The 14,721-nt window shown below is 46.1% G+C and carries 11 protein-coding genes; 2 read left to right on the top strand and 9 right to left on the bottom strand.

Annotation, left to right across the window (positions count from 1 at the left end; translation table 11 throughout):
• Nucleotides 1–13: 13 nt before the first annotated feature.
• Nucleotides 14–871 (top strand): 4-hydroxybenzoate octaprenyltransferase, encoded by an 858-nt coding sequence (gene ubiA / locus ICN43_RS10895; RefSeq protein WP_216199707.1) that lies wholly within the window; start codon nucleotides 14–16, stop codon nucleotides 869–871.
• On the opposite strand, the gene proC is transcribed toward ubiA, so the two are convergent.
• Genes proC through ICN43_RS10870 form a run of 5 tightly spaced genes read right to left on the bottom strand, consistent with a single transcriptional unit; the run spans nucleotide 868 to nucleotide 6,401 of the window.
• On the bottom strand, nucleotides 868–1,728 hold the full coding sequence (gene proC / locus ICN43_RS10890; protein WP_216199705.1) for a pyrroline-5-carboxylate reductase: 861 nt from the start codon (nucleotides 1,726–1,728) through the stop codon (nucleotides 868–870). The genes ubiA and proC overlap by 4 nt on opposite strands.
• Nucleotides 1,725–2,450, bottom strand: coding sequence for a YggS family pyridoxal phosphate-dependent enzyme (locus tag ICN43_RS10885; RefSeq protein WP_216199703.1), 726 nt, complete (start codon nucleotides 2,448–2,450; stop codon nucleotides 1,725–1,727). The genes proC and ICN43_RS10885 overlap by 4 nt, the downstream gene beginning before the upstream one ends.
• On the bottom strand, nucleotides 2,450–3,727 hold the full coding sequence (glcF, locus tag ICN43_RS10880) for a glycolate oxidase subunit GlcF (protein ID WP_216199701.1): 1,278 nt from the start codon (nucleotides 3,725–3,727) through the stop codon (nucleotides 2,450–2,452). Before glcF ends, ICN43_RS10885 begins: the two co-directional genes overlap by 1 nt.
• A 20-nt stretch (nucleotides 3,728–3,747) precedes the next feature.
• Complete coding sequence (gene glcE, locus ICN43_RS10875) at nucleotides 3,748–4,896, bottom strand: glycolate oxidase subunit GlcE (RefSeq protein WP_216199699.1); 1,149 nt, start codon at nucleotides 4,894–4,896, stop codon at nucleotides 3,748–3,750.
• Nucleotides 4,896–6,401, bottom strand: coding sequence for an FAD-linked oxidase C-terminal domain-containing protein (locus ICN43_RS10870; RefSeq protein ID WP_216200089.1), 1,506 nt, complete (start codon nucleotides 6,399–6,401; stop codon nucleotides 4,896–4,898). Before ICN43_RS10870 ends, glcE begins: the two co-directional genes overlap by 1 nt.
• A gap of 27 nt (nucleotides 6,402–6,428) precedes the next feature.
• On the opposite strand from ICN43_RS10870, the gene ICN43_RS10865 reads away from it, so the two are divergent.
• Nucleotides 6,429–6,998 (top strand): cob(I)yrinic acid a,c-diamide adenosyltransferase, encoded by a 570-nt coding sequence (locus ICN43_RS10865; RefSeq protein ID WP_216199697.1) that lies wholly within the window; start codon nucleotides 6,429–6,431, stop codon nucleotides 6,996–6,998.
• 36 nt (nucleotides 6,999–7,034) lie between these two features.
• Here ICN43_RS10865 and ICN43_RS10860 read toward each other — a convergent pair whose 3' ends face one another.
• The 4 genes from ICN43_RS10860 to ICN43_RS10845 are packed head-to-tail and all read right to left on the bottom strand — an operon-like array spanning nucleotide 7,035 to nucleotide 14,701.
• Nucleotides 7,035–8,159: a 3-deoxy-7-phosphoheptulonate synthase gene (locus ICN43_RS10860; RefSeq protein ID WP_216199695.1), complete on the bottom strand. Its 1,125-nt coding sequence runs from the start codon at nucleotides 8,157–8,159 to the stop codon at nucleotides 7,035–7,037.
• A gap of 19 nt (nucleotides 8,160–8,178) precedes the next feature.
• On the bottom strand, nucleotides 8,179–9,669 hold the full coding sequence (gene tldD, locus ICN43_RS10855) for a metalloprotease TldD (protein WP_255533491.1): 1,491 nt from the start codon (nucleotides 9,667–9,669) through the stop codon (nucleotides 8,179–8,181).
• A gap of 24 nt (nucleotides 9,670–9,693) precedes the next feature.
• Entirely contained in the window at nucleotides 9,694–10,527 is an 834-nt protein-coding gene (locus ICN43_RS10850) for a carbon-nitrogen hydrolase family protein (protein ID WP_216199693.1), read from the bottom strand.
• A 31-nt stretch (nucleotides 10,528–10,558) separates the two neighbouring features.
• Nucleotides 10,559–14,701: a YhdP family protein gene (locus tag ICN43_RS10845; RefSeq protein WP_216199691.1), complete on the bottom strand. Its 4,143-nt coding sequence runs from the start codon at nucleotides 14,699–14,701 to the stop codon at nucleotides 10,559–10,561.
• Nucleotides 14,702–14,721 lie beyond the last annotated feature (20 nt).

Here is a 14,721-nt window from a genome sequence, read left to right as displayed (position 1 = left end):
GACAATTTCTCTGATGCGTGATCGTATTGTTGCTTACGCCTATTTGATTCGTCTAGATAAGCCGATTGGCACTCTACTGCTATTGTGGCCAACCTTATGGGCACTTTGGCTAGCTAGCGGCGGCTTTCCTGTATGGCATCTGCTCATTATTTTTACGCTGGGAACATTTTTAATGCGAAGTGCGGGATGCGCTATTAATGACTATGCGGATCAAGATTTTGATCGTCACGTCTTAAGAACTAAAGATCGACCCATTACGAGTGGGAAGATTTCTGGAAAAGAGGCATTGGTCGTTGCTGGTTCTCTTGCACTAATAGCCTTCCTGCTCATTCAGCCCTTAAATGTTTTAACTAAAGAGCTTTCATTCTTTGCCTTGGCAGTTGCGATTTTCTATCCTTTTACTAAGCGCTTTTTTGCTATTCCGCAAGCGGTTTTAGGTATTGCCTTTGGCTTTGGCATTCCGATGGCTTATGCCGCGGTATTAGATTTCATTCCAATGGAAGCTTGGATTTTGTTTATTGGCAATATCTTTTGGGCTATCGCTTATGACACCGCTTATGCCATGGTCGATCGCGATGATGACCTGCGTTTGGGTTTGCGCACATCAGCTATTACTTTCGGTCGGTTTGATGTTCTCGCAATTGCACTGAGTTACGGCGCATTATTTCTGAGTCAGATTTGGGTTGCGCAATTGGCAAATCTCAGTAATTACTTTTGGGTGGGATGGTGTTTGGCTTTAGCTTGCGCTATGTATCACCTCAAACTAGTGGCTACTCGCAAGCGCGAGGATTGCTTTAAAGCTTTTCGCCACAACAACTGGTTGGGCGGATTTCTATTTCTAGGAATCCTCTTGGGTTTAACGCGTTTTTAGTTCTTACCTAACTCATCACCCATGGCCTTACTACGTTGGCTGGCGGCATCAATTGCTTTTTCAAGTGCGCCTTGCCAATCAAGTTGCTTGAGCATATCTAGGGCAGCAGCTGTTGTGCCACCTTTAGAGGTGACTCTTTCACGAAGTACACCTGCATGCTCATTGGAGTTATGGGCAAGCTGTGTTGCACCTTCCAAGGTGGCGTAAGCTAATTTGCGAGCAGTGGACGCATCAAGCCCAAGCTGCTCACCGCTTGATTGCATTGCCTCTAAGAAGGCAAAGACATAGGCGGGACCACTTCCAGAAACGGCGGTAACAGCATCCATCAGTTTTTCTTCATTAACCCAGACTGCTTGACCTACTGCATTACAAATAGTTTCCGCTAAGGTGCGATCTGATGCATTGACTGCGGAATCGGCGAATAAACCAGTAATACCCTTACCAATTAGGGCGGGGGTATTAGGCATCGCACGCACACAGCGCTCATATCCAAGCCAGCGAGTCATGTCTTTAAGACGAATTCCAGCTGCAATACTAAGGATGAGCGGACCTGAATCAGTTGCATGCTGAAGTTTTTTACCCAAAGACTGGGCAACCACATTGAAGTCCTGAGGTTTGATCGCCATGACTACAACATTAGTCTTGGAGAAATCAAAGGCGATTTGATCTAAAGCGCTGATGATCTCTACATCAAAATCTTGATGTAATTGCGAGCCAGTACTGGCATTAGCTTCGACTACAGATAGTTGATGGGCCCCAAAACCGTTGGCTAGTAAGCCGCTAATCATGGCGCGGCCCATGTTACCGCCGCCAATAAAAGTGATGTGGGCATTTTGGTTTATTTTTTGCGTGCTCATACTTTGTTCCTATCGCGCTTCCCAAAAATGGCGCTTCCTATACGTACCATAGTACTGCCTTCGACAATTGCAGCTTCCATATCGTCTGACATTCCCATGGAGAGGGTATCGAAGAAATCATACCCAAGGTCATTGCTGTGCTTTACTTTAATTCCAGTAAAGCACTCCCTAACGGCCGCAAAGGCCCTACGTTGTTGGCTGATATCGTTACTGGGTGCTGGGATGGCCATGAGGCCGCGAAGAATGAGATTGGGCAATTTAGCAATCGCATCACAAAGAGACTCCACTTCTTCAAGTGGGAGACCACTCTTACTACCTTCTTCACTGACATTAACTTGGATGCATACCTGAAGTGGGGATAAATCAGAAAATTCTCCGCGCTGACTTGAGAGTCGTTCTGCAATTTTGAGGCGATCAATGCTGTGCACCCAGTCAAAATGCTCTGCGACATCGCGCGTCTTATTGCTTTGCATTGGGCCAATAAAATGCCACTCTAGCCAAGGGCGCAATTTAGTAAGTTGTTGAATTTTCTCAACACCTTCTTGAACATAGTTTTCACCAAAGGCGGTTTGGCCAGCATGCATTGCTTCCTCAACCGCTATTGATGGAAAAGTTTTGCTTACTGCAAGCAGTTGAATATCTTCCGGATCACGTTTGGCTGCTAGGGCTGCTAATTCCAGTCTTTGCTTTACCAACATCAGGTTGGCGGTAACTTGACTCATTATTTGGTTCGATTGTTTTGGTTAATAAGTTGATCAACGATCTCGATCCAATGCAGGACTGGTATCTCATCTTGCTGGAGGTGTGTAATACAGCCAATATTTCCAGAAACAATCACCTGAGCACCTGATTCTTCACAAGCAGCATTGAGGTGAGTCAGTTTGTTATGGCGCAATTGTTCCGAGAGCTCGGCTTGGGTTACCGAATAGGTTCCCGCAGAGCCACAGCAAAGATGGCTGTCAGCACAGAGGCGAACGCTAATACCAATACTAGATAGAAGGCCTTCAACCTTACCTCGAATTTGCTGACCATGTTGGAGAGTGCAGGGTGGGTGATACACCACACCAGGCTTAGGATCCACGCCTACTAGAGCGATAAGCTCTTCTTGAAGTGCGGGAAGTATTTCTGAAATGTCTTTAGTTAGGCTCGATATTTTCTTTGCCTTAGCAGCATATTGCGGATCGTTGGCAAATAAATGTCCATAATCTTTCACCATTACGCCGCAGCCTGATGCGGTCATCACAATGGCTTCTACTCCTTGCTCAACTTGTGGCCACCAGGCTTCGATATTCTGTTTGGCATTATCTAAGCCACCAGCTTGATCATTGAGGTGGTAACGTAATGCGCCACAGCATGTAGCATTGGACGCACTAATCAATTCAATTTTGAGTGCATCTAAAACACGTGCCGTTGCTGAATTGATATTTGGTAGCATACCCGGTTGGACGCAGCCTTCGAGCAATAACATCTTGCGAGAGTGACGCGCTTGGGGTCTGGCGTAGGGATCGGTATTGCTAGCTAAAGCTTTATTTTTAGCTTCTGGAATCTTGCGTTGGATACCATTTGGCATGAGAGGGCGGACCAAACGACCAATTGCCATTGCTGAATTAAATAATTTTGGACTAGTTAAACCTTCTTTCAGAGCCCAACGAGTGAGACGCTGACCAAGGGGGCGCTTAGGCGTATTTTCTTCCGCCCACTTACGGCCAATGTCGATCAAATTGCCGTACTGCACCCCGCTTGGACAAGTACTTTCGCAATTGCGGCAAGTCAGGCAGCGGTCTAAATGCATACGTGTTTTGTCGGTCGGCACTTGCCCTTCAGCCATTTGCTTGATGAGATAGATGCGACCACGTGGACCATCAAGTTCATCGCCTAGAATTTGATAAGTAGGGCAAGTAGCAGTGCAGAAACCGCAGTGCACACATTTTCCAAGAATTCTGGCAGCCTCAATACCGTCGAGGGTATTGGCGAATTGGGGGGCGAGTTGAGTTTGCATAGGAATACTAAATGAGGTGCTTAAGGAAGGCGCGAGGTAGCAAATATGCCTGCTGGATCGAAAGAAGCTCTCAAGCGCTGTTGAACCGCCTCGAGTGCCACTGAGTGTGCTTGTTCGCTCAGTAGAGTGAAGCGTTGCTTAGATTGATCTACATTAACGCCTTGTTTAAAGCGAGTGGCGTGTCCGCCATGAGTACTGGCCAATGCTTTAATGGATGCAAAGGTTAGATCATCTCCTGGCGCCTTTAACCAACGTTGCTGCCCATGCCACTCCAAAATAATATCGTCCCCGATATTGTCCAGGACAAGAGGTCCGCAGGCAGCAGGCAGCGCTAGACGATATAGGGTATCGTCAGCCTTTAGATTTGTAAATGCAGATAATTCTTGCTCGCGTAAGTGATTCCAAAAAGTTTGTGCTGTGCTTGGATCTAATTCTATTGAATTGACTGCTGCACTCATTAGAGGAATCGCCGACTTAATAGCGGCGGCGGCACCAGCTAAGCGAATAGTCAGCTCACCATCACCACCTTTTGGGCTTCCAATCCAGCAGCTGGCTGATAGCGGTAGAGGTTGACCCGCCCATTCATTTAAGAGTTGCAGTGCACGAGCTTGAGTAATGTGACAGCGAAGAGATGTGATGGCTGCTGGACGTGGTAATACTTTTACGGAGGCCTCGAGCAATAATGACAGTGTGCCCATTGATCCTGGCAATAAGCGTGATACATCATATCCAGCAACATTCTTCATTACTTTGCCGCCAAACGATAAGTCTTGACCTTTACCATCTAAGATACGTGCACCCAAAACAAAGTCACGCAAGTTGCCAACACTAATACGGGCTGGACCTGCTAAGCCTGCAGCAATCGCACCACCGAAAGTAGCGGAGTCGCCAAAGTGTGGAGGTTCAAAAGCAAGTACTTGATTTTTTTCGGCGAGAGCTGCCTCAATCTCCTTTAATGGCGTGCCGGCGCAAGCCGTTATCACAAGTTCCTCAGGTTGATATTCTAGGATGCCAGAGTAGGGGCGGGTATTTAACTTGGCATATAAATTAGCATTGCCATACCAACACTTTGTGCCACCACCTTGGATAGATAAGGGAGTTTTATTTTTGGCTGCCGCCTGAATTTGCTCGCGAAATAACTCAATATTCTTTGTGTTAGATGCCGACATTAGAAACGCTCCAACTCAGGATACGGTAAGTTACCACCACTAATACGCATCCGGCCATATTCAGCGCAGCGGTTTAAGGTGGGAATCGCTTTGTCCGGATTCAATAAACGAGCTGGATCAAATGCTGCCTTAACACCCCAAAACGATTCACGTTCACCCTCGCCAAATTGAACGCACATGGAGTTAATCTTTTCAATCCCAACACCATGCTCACCAGTAATCGTACCATCGAGCTCAACACAGGCCTCTAAAATTTCAGTACCAAATTCTTCAGCGCGATGCCATTCTTCTTGATCGGCGCCGTTAAACAAAATAAGTGGATGCATATTGCCATCTCCCGCGTGAAATACATTCAAGCAAGCAAGGCCATATTTCTTTTCCATACCCTGAATACGTCGTAGCAGGGTACCAATGTTTCTGCGTGGGATGGTGCCATCCATGCAGTAGTAGTCTGGTGCTAATCGTCCCGCCGCAGGGAAGGCATTCTTTCTTCCGCTCCAAAACTTCAAGCGCTCAGCTTCATTCTGGGAAATCTGAATGCCGCTAGCACCGGCTTGTTCAAGAACTTTAGTCATGCGCTCGATTTCTTCTGCAACCTCTTCGGGAGTGCCATCGGACTCGCAAAGGAGAATAGTCTCAGCTTCAAGGTCATACCCTGCATGAACAAATTCTTCTACTGCACGAGTAGTGGCTTTATCCATCATCTCTAAGCCGGCAGGAATAATGCCGGCAGCAATAATGGCCGCAACTGCATCGGCACCTTTTTCAATATCGTCAAAACTAGCCATGATGACACGGGCCAATTTTGGTTTAGCAATCAGTTTGACTGTGACTTCCGTTACCACCGCCAGCATGCCTTCGCTACCCATCACAATTGCCAATAAATCCAGACCTGGAGAGTCTGGTGCAAGGCTACCGAATTCTACAATCTCACCGTTCATCAAAATGCCGCGAACTTTTAATACGTTGTGAAGTGTTAAACCATATTTGAGGCAGTGCACACCACCAGAGTTTTCATTCACATTGCCACCAATAGAGCAGGCAATCTGTGAGGATGGATCTGGGGCGTAATACAAGCCCAGGTGGGCAACTGCTTCTGAGATCGCTAAATTACGAACACCGGGCTGAACAACTGCAGTCCTAGTAAATGGATCAATATTGATGATCTTTTTCAGCTTGGCCAGTGAGAGTACCAATCCTTGGGAAATGGGCATCGCGCCACCAGAAAGGCCGGTGCCAGATCCGCGTGGGACGATGGGTACCTGCATTTCAAAGCAAATCTTCAAAATCTGGACAACCTGCTCCTCAGTCTCTGGTAGGGCTACTGCCAGTGGCATGCGTCGATAGGCAGCTAAACCATCACATTCATAGGGAATCGTGTCCTCAGGCTCCCACAGCAAGGCATGCTCTGGGAGGATGGGGCGCAAGGCTGATACCAGTTTGGATTGGAGGGCTGTAATAGCCGCAAGCTCGGGGGGTGGGATCACCATATTCATAAGAATCATTTTAGCCATTTACCTATAATTAGTTTCATGGGAAATCGACTTTCAAAAATAGCCACCAGAACTGGTGATGCAGGTATGACTGGACTTGGCGATGGCAGCCGAGTGGAGAAGGATCATTTGCGCATCTGCGCTATGGGTGATGTGGATGAGCTGAACTCTGAAATCGGTGTTTTGATGACTGAATCGATACCCGAAAGTCTTGCAGAGGAGCTCAAGAACCTCTTTTTGCAAGTTCAGCATGATTTATTTGACCTTGGTGGGGAGCTTTGTATTCCTAATTACACCTTACTCAAACCTGAACAGGTAGCCCAGCTAGATGTTTGGCTAGAAAAATATAATACGACTTTGCCCCCTCTAACTGAATTCATCCTTCCGGGAGGTACTCGTGCCGCTGCTCAGGCGCATGTTTGTCGCACAGTATGTAGACGTGCCGAGAGATCAATTGTGCGCTTGGGCTGGGAGGAACCGTTGTACGATGCTCCGCGTCAATATGTCAATCGTCTTTCTGATCTCTTATTTGTACTGGCGCGCGTACTCAATCGTGCGGCAGGTGGTCAAGATGTTCTATGGAAGCACGAAAAAAAAGAGACTAAATAAATTAGTCTCTTTTGAGGTTAATAAAGCTGCCTTACTTTATTTCTTTGCTTTTCTGCGATTCTTTACGGCTAGAGCTAAGCGTTGCAATACATTAACTGAATCTTCCCAGTTAATGCAGGCGTCAGTAATACTTTTGCCATACTCCAACTTGTTCGGATCATCTTTTCCTGGTGAAAATTTCTGTGCGCCATCATTTAGATGACTTTCAATCATCACACCAAAAATTTGATCTGAGCCAGATTCAATTTGCTCGGCAATATTTTCTGCCACCACAATTTGTCGCTCATGTTTTTTGCTAGAGTTTGCATGCGATAGGTCAACCATCAAACCGGCTGGAAGCTTTGCTGCTGCTAGCTCAGAGCAGGCTGCTTGAACATACTGCGCTTCATAGTTAGGCTCTTTACCACCGCGCAAAATAACGTGACAATCTTTATTGCCTTTAGTTTCAACGATAGAAACCTGACCATTCTTATGAACCGATAAAAAATGGTGCGGGCGGCCAGCTGCTTGAATAGCATCGGTCGCAATCTTGATATTGCCATCAGTGCCGTTTTTAAATCCGATTGGTGCGGAGAGGCCTGAAGCCAGTTCGCGATGCACTTGGCTTTCCGTTGTGCGTGCTCCGATAGCGCCCCAAGAAATAAGGTCAGCAATATATTGCGGAGAGATAACGTCCAAGAATTCGCTACCAGCTGGCATACCAAGGCGATTGATTTCCATCAGCACCTGACGAGCCATTCGTAAACCTTCTTCAATACGAAAGCTTTCATCTAAGTAGGGGTCATTAATCAAACCCTTCCAGCCAACGGTTGTGCGTGGTTTTTCAAAATAGACGCGCATCACAATTTCGAGTTCACCAGCAAAACGATTACGTTCTGCTAGTAGTCGCTGGCAGTACTCTAAGGCAGCACGTGGATCATGAATGGAACAAGGTCCAATGATGACTAAGAGGCGGTCATCTTTGCCATGAATAATGTCGCGAATCTTTTTGCGAGTCTTGCTGATGAGCGCTTCAGTAGGAGTCCCAGAGATTGGGAAGAAGCGAATCAAATGCTCTGGCGGTGGCAGGACAGTAATGTTCTGAATACGTTGATCATCTGTATCTGACGTTTTATCAACGGCAGAGTACCAGTTTGCGGGATTGGTATTTTGTTGGCTCATAAGACTATTTTAAGCCGTATTAAGCAGTTCCTCCGACAGTCAGGCTATCGATGCGTAAAGTTGGCTGTCCAACGCCCACTGGGACGCTCTGCCCCTCTTTGCCACAAACCCCAATACCGCCGTCTAATTTCAGGTCATTTCCGATCATAGAGACCTGTTTTAGGGACTCTGGGCCACTGCCGATAATGGTGGCGCCTTTGACGGGATATTGAATTTTGCCGTTTTCCACCCAATAGGCTTCTGAGGCTGAAAACACGAATTTACCGCTAGTGATGTCGACCTGCCCACCCCCAAAGTTCACTGCATACAGGCCACGTTTAATGCTGGCTACGATTTCTTGGGGATCATCCTTGCCGGCCAACATATAGGTATTAGTCATGCGGGGCATTGGTAAGGAGGCAAAGCTCTCACGTCGACCATTGCCGGTTAGGGGCATATTCATGAGCCGGGCATTCAGACTGTCCTGAATATAGCCCTTCAAAATACCATCTTCGATCAAAGTGGTGCATTGGGTGGGTGTGCCTTCATCATCAATATTGAGTGAGCCGCGGCGACCGGACAGTGTTCCGTCATCTACTACGGTGACGCCCTTAGCGGCAACGCGTTGTCCAATGCGACCAGCAAAAGCGGAAGAACCCTTACGATTAAAGTCACCTTCAAGGCCATGACCTACCGCTTCATGCAGCAGCACTCCAGGCCATCCTGGCCCCATAACTACCGTCATTGGGCCCGCCGGAGCAGGGCGAGAGTCTAAGTTAATCAATGCACCATCAACAGCCTCATCAACATATTGATTAATGAGTTCAGTGTTGAAGTAGTGATAATCATGACGAGCACCACCCCCTGATGATCCAGATTCGCGACGACCATTTTGCTCAGCAATCACATGAACCGATACCCGCACCAGTGGTCGCACATCAGCAGCCAATAAACCATCAGCCCTCACTACTAGCACTACGTCAAACTCGCCGGCTAGGCTGGCCATGACTTGAATAATGCGTGGGTCACGCGCTTTTGCGCGACGCTCAATTCCTTCAAGTAAAGCAATCTTTTCTTGAGGGGCGAGAGAGTCTAGGGGATTTAGGTCTGAGTAGAGGCCGTTAGAGACGGGGGTAAATATTTTGCTTGCAACAGCCCGTGTTCCGCCTTGAGGCCCAATAACTCGAGTGGATTTGGCTGCCTTATTGAGAGCCTCTAAATTAATTTCGTCAGAGTAAGCAAAGGCAGTTTTATCTCCATAAATCGCACGCACACCAACGCCTTGGTCAATATTGAAGCTACCCGATTTAACAATGCCCTCCTCAAGACTCCAGCTTTCGCTTCGGGTATGTTGGAAATACAGATCGGCATCATCGAGCTGATGCGTAAACATATCGCCAAAGGTGTGATGCAAATCTTGCTCAGACAGGCCGGTTGGCTCCAGCAAAATAGATTTAGCTAGCTTGAGAAGGTCGGCCTGTTTCTTGGGCTTAGTCCAATCACTTGGAAATAATGCTTCTGGTGCTCTCATTTTGATTTTGCTGAACTTTCTGTTTTAAAGCTTGCGATGATTTAGTGCGGGTAGCTTAGAGCGTACCTCTTTTAATTTATCTTTGCTGAGTGTGCCCTGAATAAAGCCTTCGCCTTCGGGCAGATTACTTAATACCTCACCCCAAGGGCCAATAAACATACTCTCGCCCCACGTGCGTCGGCGATTCAGGTGGAGACCACCTTGCGCTGAAGATAGTACGTAGCATTGGTTTTCAATAGCGCGTGCACGCAGAAGAATCTCCCAATGATCTTTGCCAGTAGTGTAGGTAAATGCGGCTGGAAGGATGTGGCAATCAACTTGTCCAAGGAGGCGGTACAGTTCGGGAAAGCGTAAGTCGTAGCAAATACTCAAGCCAAAATGCCATTCAAGCTCATTGACTTTGATTGTGAAGTGACATGGATTACTGCCTGCCGCAATAGTTTCAGATTCTTCATAGCGCTCGGTTTCAGTTTGAAAACCAAACAAATGTATTTTGTCGTAGCGAGCGATTTGTTTTCCCTCTGGATCAAACACTAGAGAGGTGTTGAGAACTTTGTTGGATTGTTTAGCCTCTAGGGGAATGGTGCCTGCAACAAGATAAATATTATTTTCTTGAGCTATTGCAGCAAGACGCTCTTGAATCGGGCCGGAACCTGCGACTTCTCGCACATGTACCTTGTCGGTATCTTTCAGGCCCATTAAGCAAAAATATTCTGGTAGCACGGCAAGCTGAGCCCCATTATTTGCTGCAATTTTAGTTAAACGTGCTGCAACGTCTAGATTCTCATTAATGCTAGGGGTCGATACCATTTGTATCGATGCCATATTGAGTTCAGAATTACTTCTTGGCATATTCATTTGCTTATCCTGATGTTTCGGGAGAGATGCTTTAGTTTACGGGCAGGCCTGCAGGGGTTGAATTCGGCGAGCTTGGCTTAGCTTGTTCGATTAGTAGATTTTTAGTGCGAATTGTCTCTAGAGTCTTGGAGTCTAGAGGTTGACCCTGCTGATCAAGTGGAATCACCTCCGGATTTTCCCAGGAGCCCTGAATCAAATAATCTGTTTGCATCGTACGATTAATTTGATTAGTAATGAGGTATTGGCCCAACACAGCCCCTAGGCCAATGATGGGGTTAATTACAAATGCTGCCAGCGAGCCAGCCGTAGCATCAATCGTGGGGAAGATGGTGATTCGTAAATCTTGAGTTTCTTTGGGGACGTTAATTTGTCCCGTCATGGCCACACGAGCCTGATCCAAAATCATGGTGAATTGCTTGGTTTGTGCGATTCCTTGCGCTATCTCAAAATTACTAGTGATGGAATTAAAAGGAGTACCTTTAGTAGTCAGGTTACCAAGGCTGCCTTTTAGGTCTAAAGTTGCAAATCTGAATAAGCTTTGTAGACTAAGAACATCAAGTAACTTTGCTCCGTCAGAATTCACCTCTAGTAAACGACCTTTAGCGAGATCAAGGCTGGCCTCGCCAGCAAGAGAGTCAAAATCTGGGGAAAAGAGCGTGCCAGACCACGAGAGTGAGGCATTGAGCTTGCCTTCTCCGCCCTCCACAGATTTGGTATTGCTCCAGTGCGCAATAATTTGACCTGCATCTTTAATGTCGGTATCCACGATTACAGAGCTCTGTTCTGCAGTATTTGCATTACGAGCATTCCATTGACCTTTGATGATGGAGTTTCCTTGTGGATTATTGATCTGAATTGACTCAAGCTTCATTAGGTCGTTGCTAGTTTTAGATTTAATCTTGACCGCACCCAATCTTGCCCTTGTCCAACTTAAATCATCGATCGTTAAATCTAAGCTCGGAATAGCATTTGGGCTGACGGGTGTTTTAAGTGCAGTCGATTTTTTTGTTGAATCTTCCTTAGCGACCAAGTCGGAAGATATGCGTTGATCTGAGACATTGAGTCGCGCAAGCTTTCCAGAGATGAATCCGCTAGGGTGATCACTACTGCTTGGATGCCATTGAACTTGGCCAGCAATTTGAGGTGAATTCAAGCGCAGTTGCCAGACAGCATTTTTTTGATGGGATTGCATGCTGAAATCGGGCCATTCACGATCCATGACGATTAAATTTTTAACTTGAGCAGAGATTTGTATATCGTTTTCCTCGGCATTCAAATGCTTGCTATCACTCGTTATGGTTTTTGGTTTTCCTGTTCCTATAAATTCTATCCACTGATCAAGATCGAGTTCATTACTGACGAGGTGAAGTGAAAGACCTTGCTGAGGTAATGATGCTGGAGATCCTATTCCCAATGCATTTTTTATCTCGTTAGTGGAATTAAGATTTCCTTGGAGAAAATATTGATCTCCCAATTTTCCTGTCCAGTCGGCACTTATTAGATTGTTTTTACTTACAGCATAGGTTTTTAGGTTTAGCTCGCCTAACATGGGTGCGCCGACTAATTTCTGGGCGGGTACGGGGGCGGCACTCGACCAATTGCGTAAATCAAACTTCAGGTTGGTTTGACTGCCTGTTTTATTAACATTAATTAGGCCTTCGTATTTGGCTGATCCACCCATCGCAGTGAGTAGCGCTGGGTGCACTTGAGATTGTAAATTTCCTGAAATGTAATCTTTGAGGAAGCTGGCATTGATGTTGCCTCCGATACTAAAGCTTGTATTACCAGCTGAAGATGGCGCGCTCGCTATCTTGAAGGACCCGCCTAAAAAGTTTGCCGTTACATTCTCAAGCTCTGGATTGGTCTCCGTAATTCTTATCTTACCCTTCAGATTTTCCAGTGGAGGAATTTCCCCCCATTGCACTTGATTACCGGGAAGGTTAATTTTTGCGTCGAATTTGACATCGTCATTTCCGGATAGCGGGATATTTAAGTCAAGACCTAAGTTAACTGGACCTTTTAAGGCGAGATTCTTGGCTAAGCTGGCTTGTTGTATGCCTATAGGCGATGCAAATAGATAGTCGAGGATTTCAGAGCCATCACCATCCGCCAAGCCATGGATTTGTATGCTTAGATTTTTGGCGCTTAGATTGGCAATTTGGGATTTGACGTTTGTCAGAGCTACTTTTTTATAGTCTGCTCTATCGATATCGATGTTTAAGAGTGCTTGATTGATGTCGATATTGCCGCTGACATTGCTAAATGCTTGCCAAACACCTTGGGCGCTTGGTAGCAAGGGACTTGGTTTAAAGATGGCCTTGGAAAAAGGGAGATGGAGTGTGAATTGTCCAATCTTTTCCGTGGGAAAAGGGATTTGATCGGGGTCTCCCTTGATGTGAAGGGTACCATTCTGGATGTCTCCAGCTTCAAACGCTTTGCTGAGATATTGCCTGATATCTTTATTGATAGTGGCTGGTAAATATCGATGCGCTGTTGCCAGTTTGGCTTTAACAAACTCCATATTTAGGGTCATGTAATCGGGTTGTTTGAGAGCGCCGATCAGATAGCTCAGATCAAAATTGGTGGTGACTTCAGAATTACTTAATTGCAGTTTCTTGGCATTGATTAGCCAACCCTCTTTTTGCTTAGACCAACTGATTGCACCCTTTGCACGATCTAGTTGAATTTCCGATGCAGTTAGAAAGTCACTCATCTCTAACCCTAGATTGCTGGAGTCTAGTGTGAAGCTACCTTGTTTTTGATTACTCAGGAGATTGCCAGATAAATTCGATGCTGAGGGCATGGATTTATTGACTCCAGTGAAGCTAATGTTGTTGAGCTTTGCACTGATTGTGAAATCGAGCTTATTCGCAGAAAACCAATTTCCGGGAATTGGCAGAGCTGATAAAGCGGATTGGCTTTCGGACCAATTCATCTCCACATTCTCTAGCTCGCCATTGGCTTTTGAAATTTTGATCCACTGATGAATCTTTTTTGATAAGGGAAGATTGAGTGCGAAGAGCGCAATATTTTCAACTTGTATTTTGGGTGATGAGAAACCAAACTCTTTAATTTCTCCACCATTCTTTGGTGGACGCCAGCGAAAGGTAATCGGGCTTAATTTATCCAGCGGTGCTGTTTTGGGGCTATCAATATTGCGCCATGCCAAGGTTTTTGTTGTGATGGAATTAAGGCCGCTATCCGTCTCTTGTACTAAATCAGTTTCCAGCCTACCAAACTCTAAAGGCTCCTCATTTTTATTTAATTGCACTCTGAGGCGATCTGCAGTAAGAGACAGTTGACCGCCATTAGTTATGCCACCATCTAGTTTCAGGCTGCCCTTGGAGTTGAGCTTACCCTCCAAGTCATAAAGTGGAAGGCTCAAGTCTTTTGAAATTTGGCTGAGGTTAAGCTCAGCCAGATCCCATGAAAAATTTCCAACCCAGTCTCGCCAATCACCCATCTGTCCGCCAAGATGGTGCACAAAGTCGACCTGGAGTTTAATTGGGCTTGGGCTCCAAGGTGTTTGTGCCAGTAGCTGGCCTTGATGACTGCGAATACCGTTTTTTAGATGTGCATTTTGAAGCTCAATAGAGGTTTTTAACTTTCGACTTTGTTGGTCTTCCCAAAAAATTTTGGCATTATTAATTTGGATATCGTTTTGGGAGAGCAGCCAGTTCTCGGTAGCAAAATCATTGTTGTTGCTGTGAATTGGAATTCCGGCAATCGAAACCACACCTTTCGCATCTCGCTGTGCATATAACTCAGCTTGATTAAGTGTAATCTCGTGAAAATAGGGAGCCAGGTGGTAGAGGGAAAGCCAGCTCAGTTGCCCGCTGATGTTTTGAATGAGCAGTGGTGGGTTAGGGGTGTTTGCACTATTAAATCGCAACCCTTTAATCGAAAAGCTTGGGCGCATTCCAGTCCACGATACTTGCACGTCATCCATCGTGACATTGGCACCCAAGCGAGCACTCATTAAACGTTCTAAGGTGGGTTTAGATTTCTCGATCTGGGGCCATAAAACAAAACGAACTCCAAGATGACCCAGGACAAGAAAAGCAACGGTTACTCCAGCAAGAATAAGGGCACGCTTACGCCAGGAGCCACCAGAACCTGGAGGACGTTGTTGAAGCAAGCTCTGCAGGCGAGTTCGAATGATGTTGCTAAGCATAGGCTCTATTATCGTTCAGC

The sequence above is a fragment of the Polynucleobacter sp. UK-Mo-2m-Kol15 genome, from assembly GCF_018881505.1.
In the GTDB taxonomy this organism is placed as follows: domain Bacteria; phylum Pseudomonadota; class Gammaproteobacteria; order Burkholderiales; family Burkholderiaceae; genus Polynucleobacter.
The sequence above is the reverse complement of the archived record's forward strand: the minus strand, read 5'-3'. Positions and strand labels throughout refer to the sequence as shown.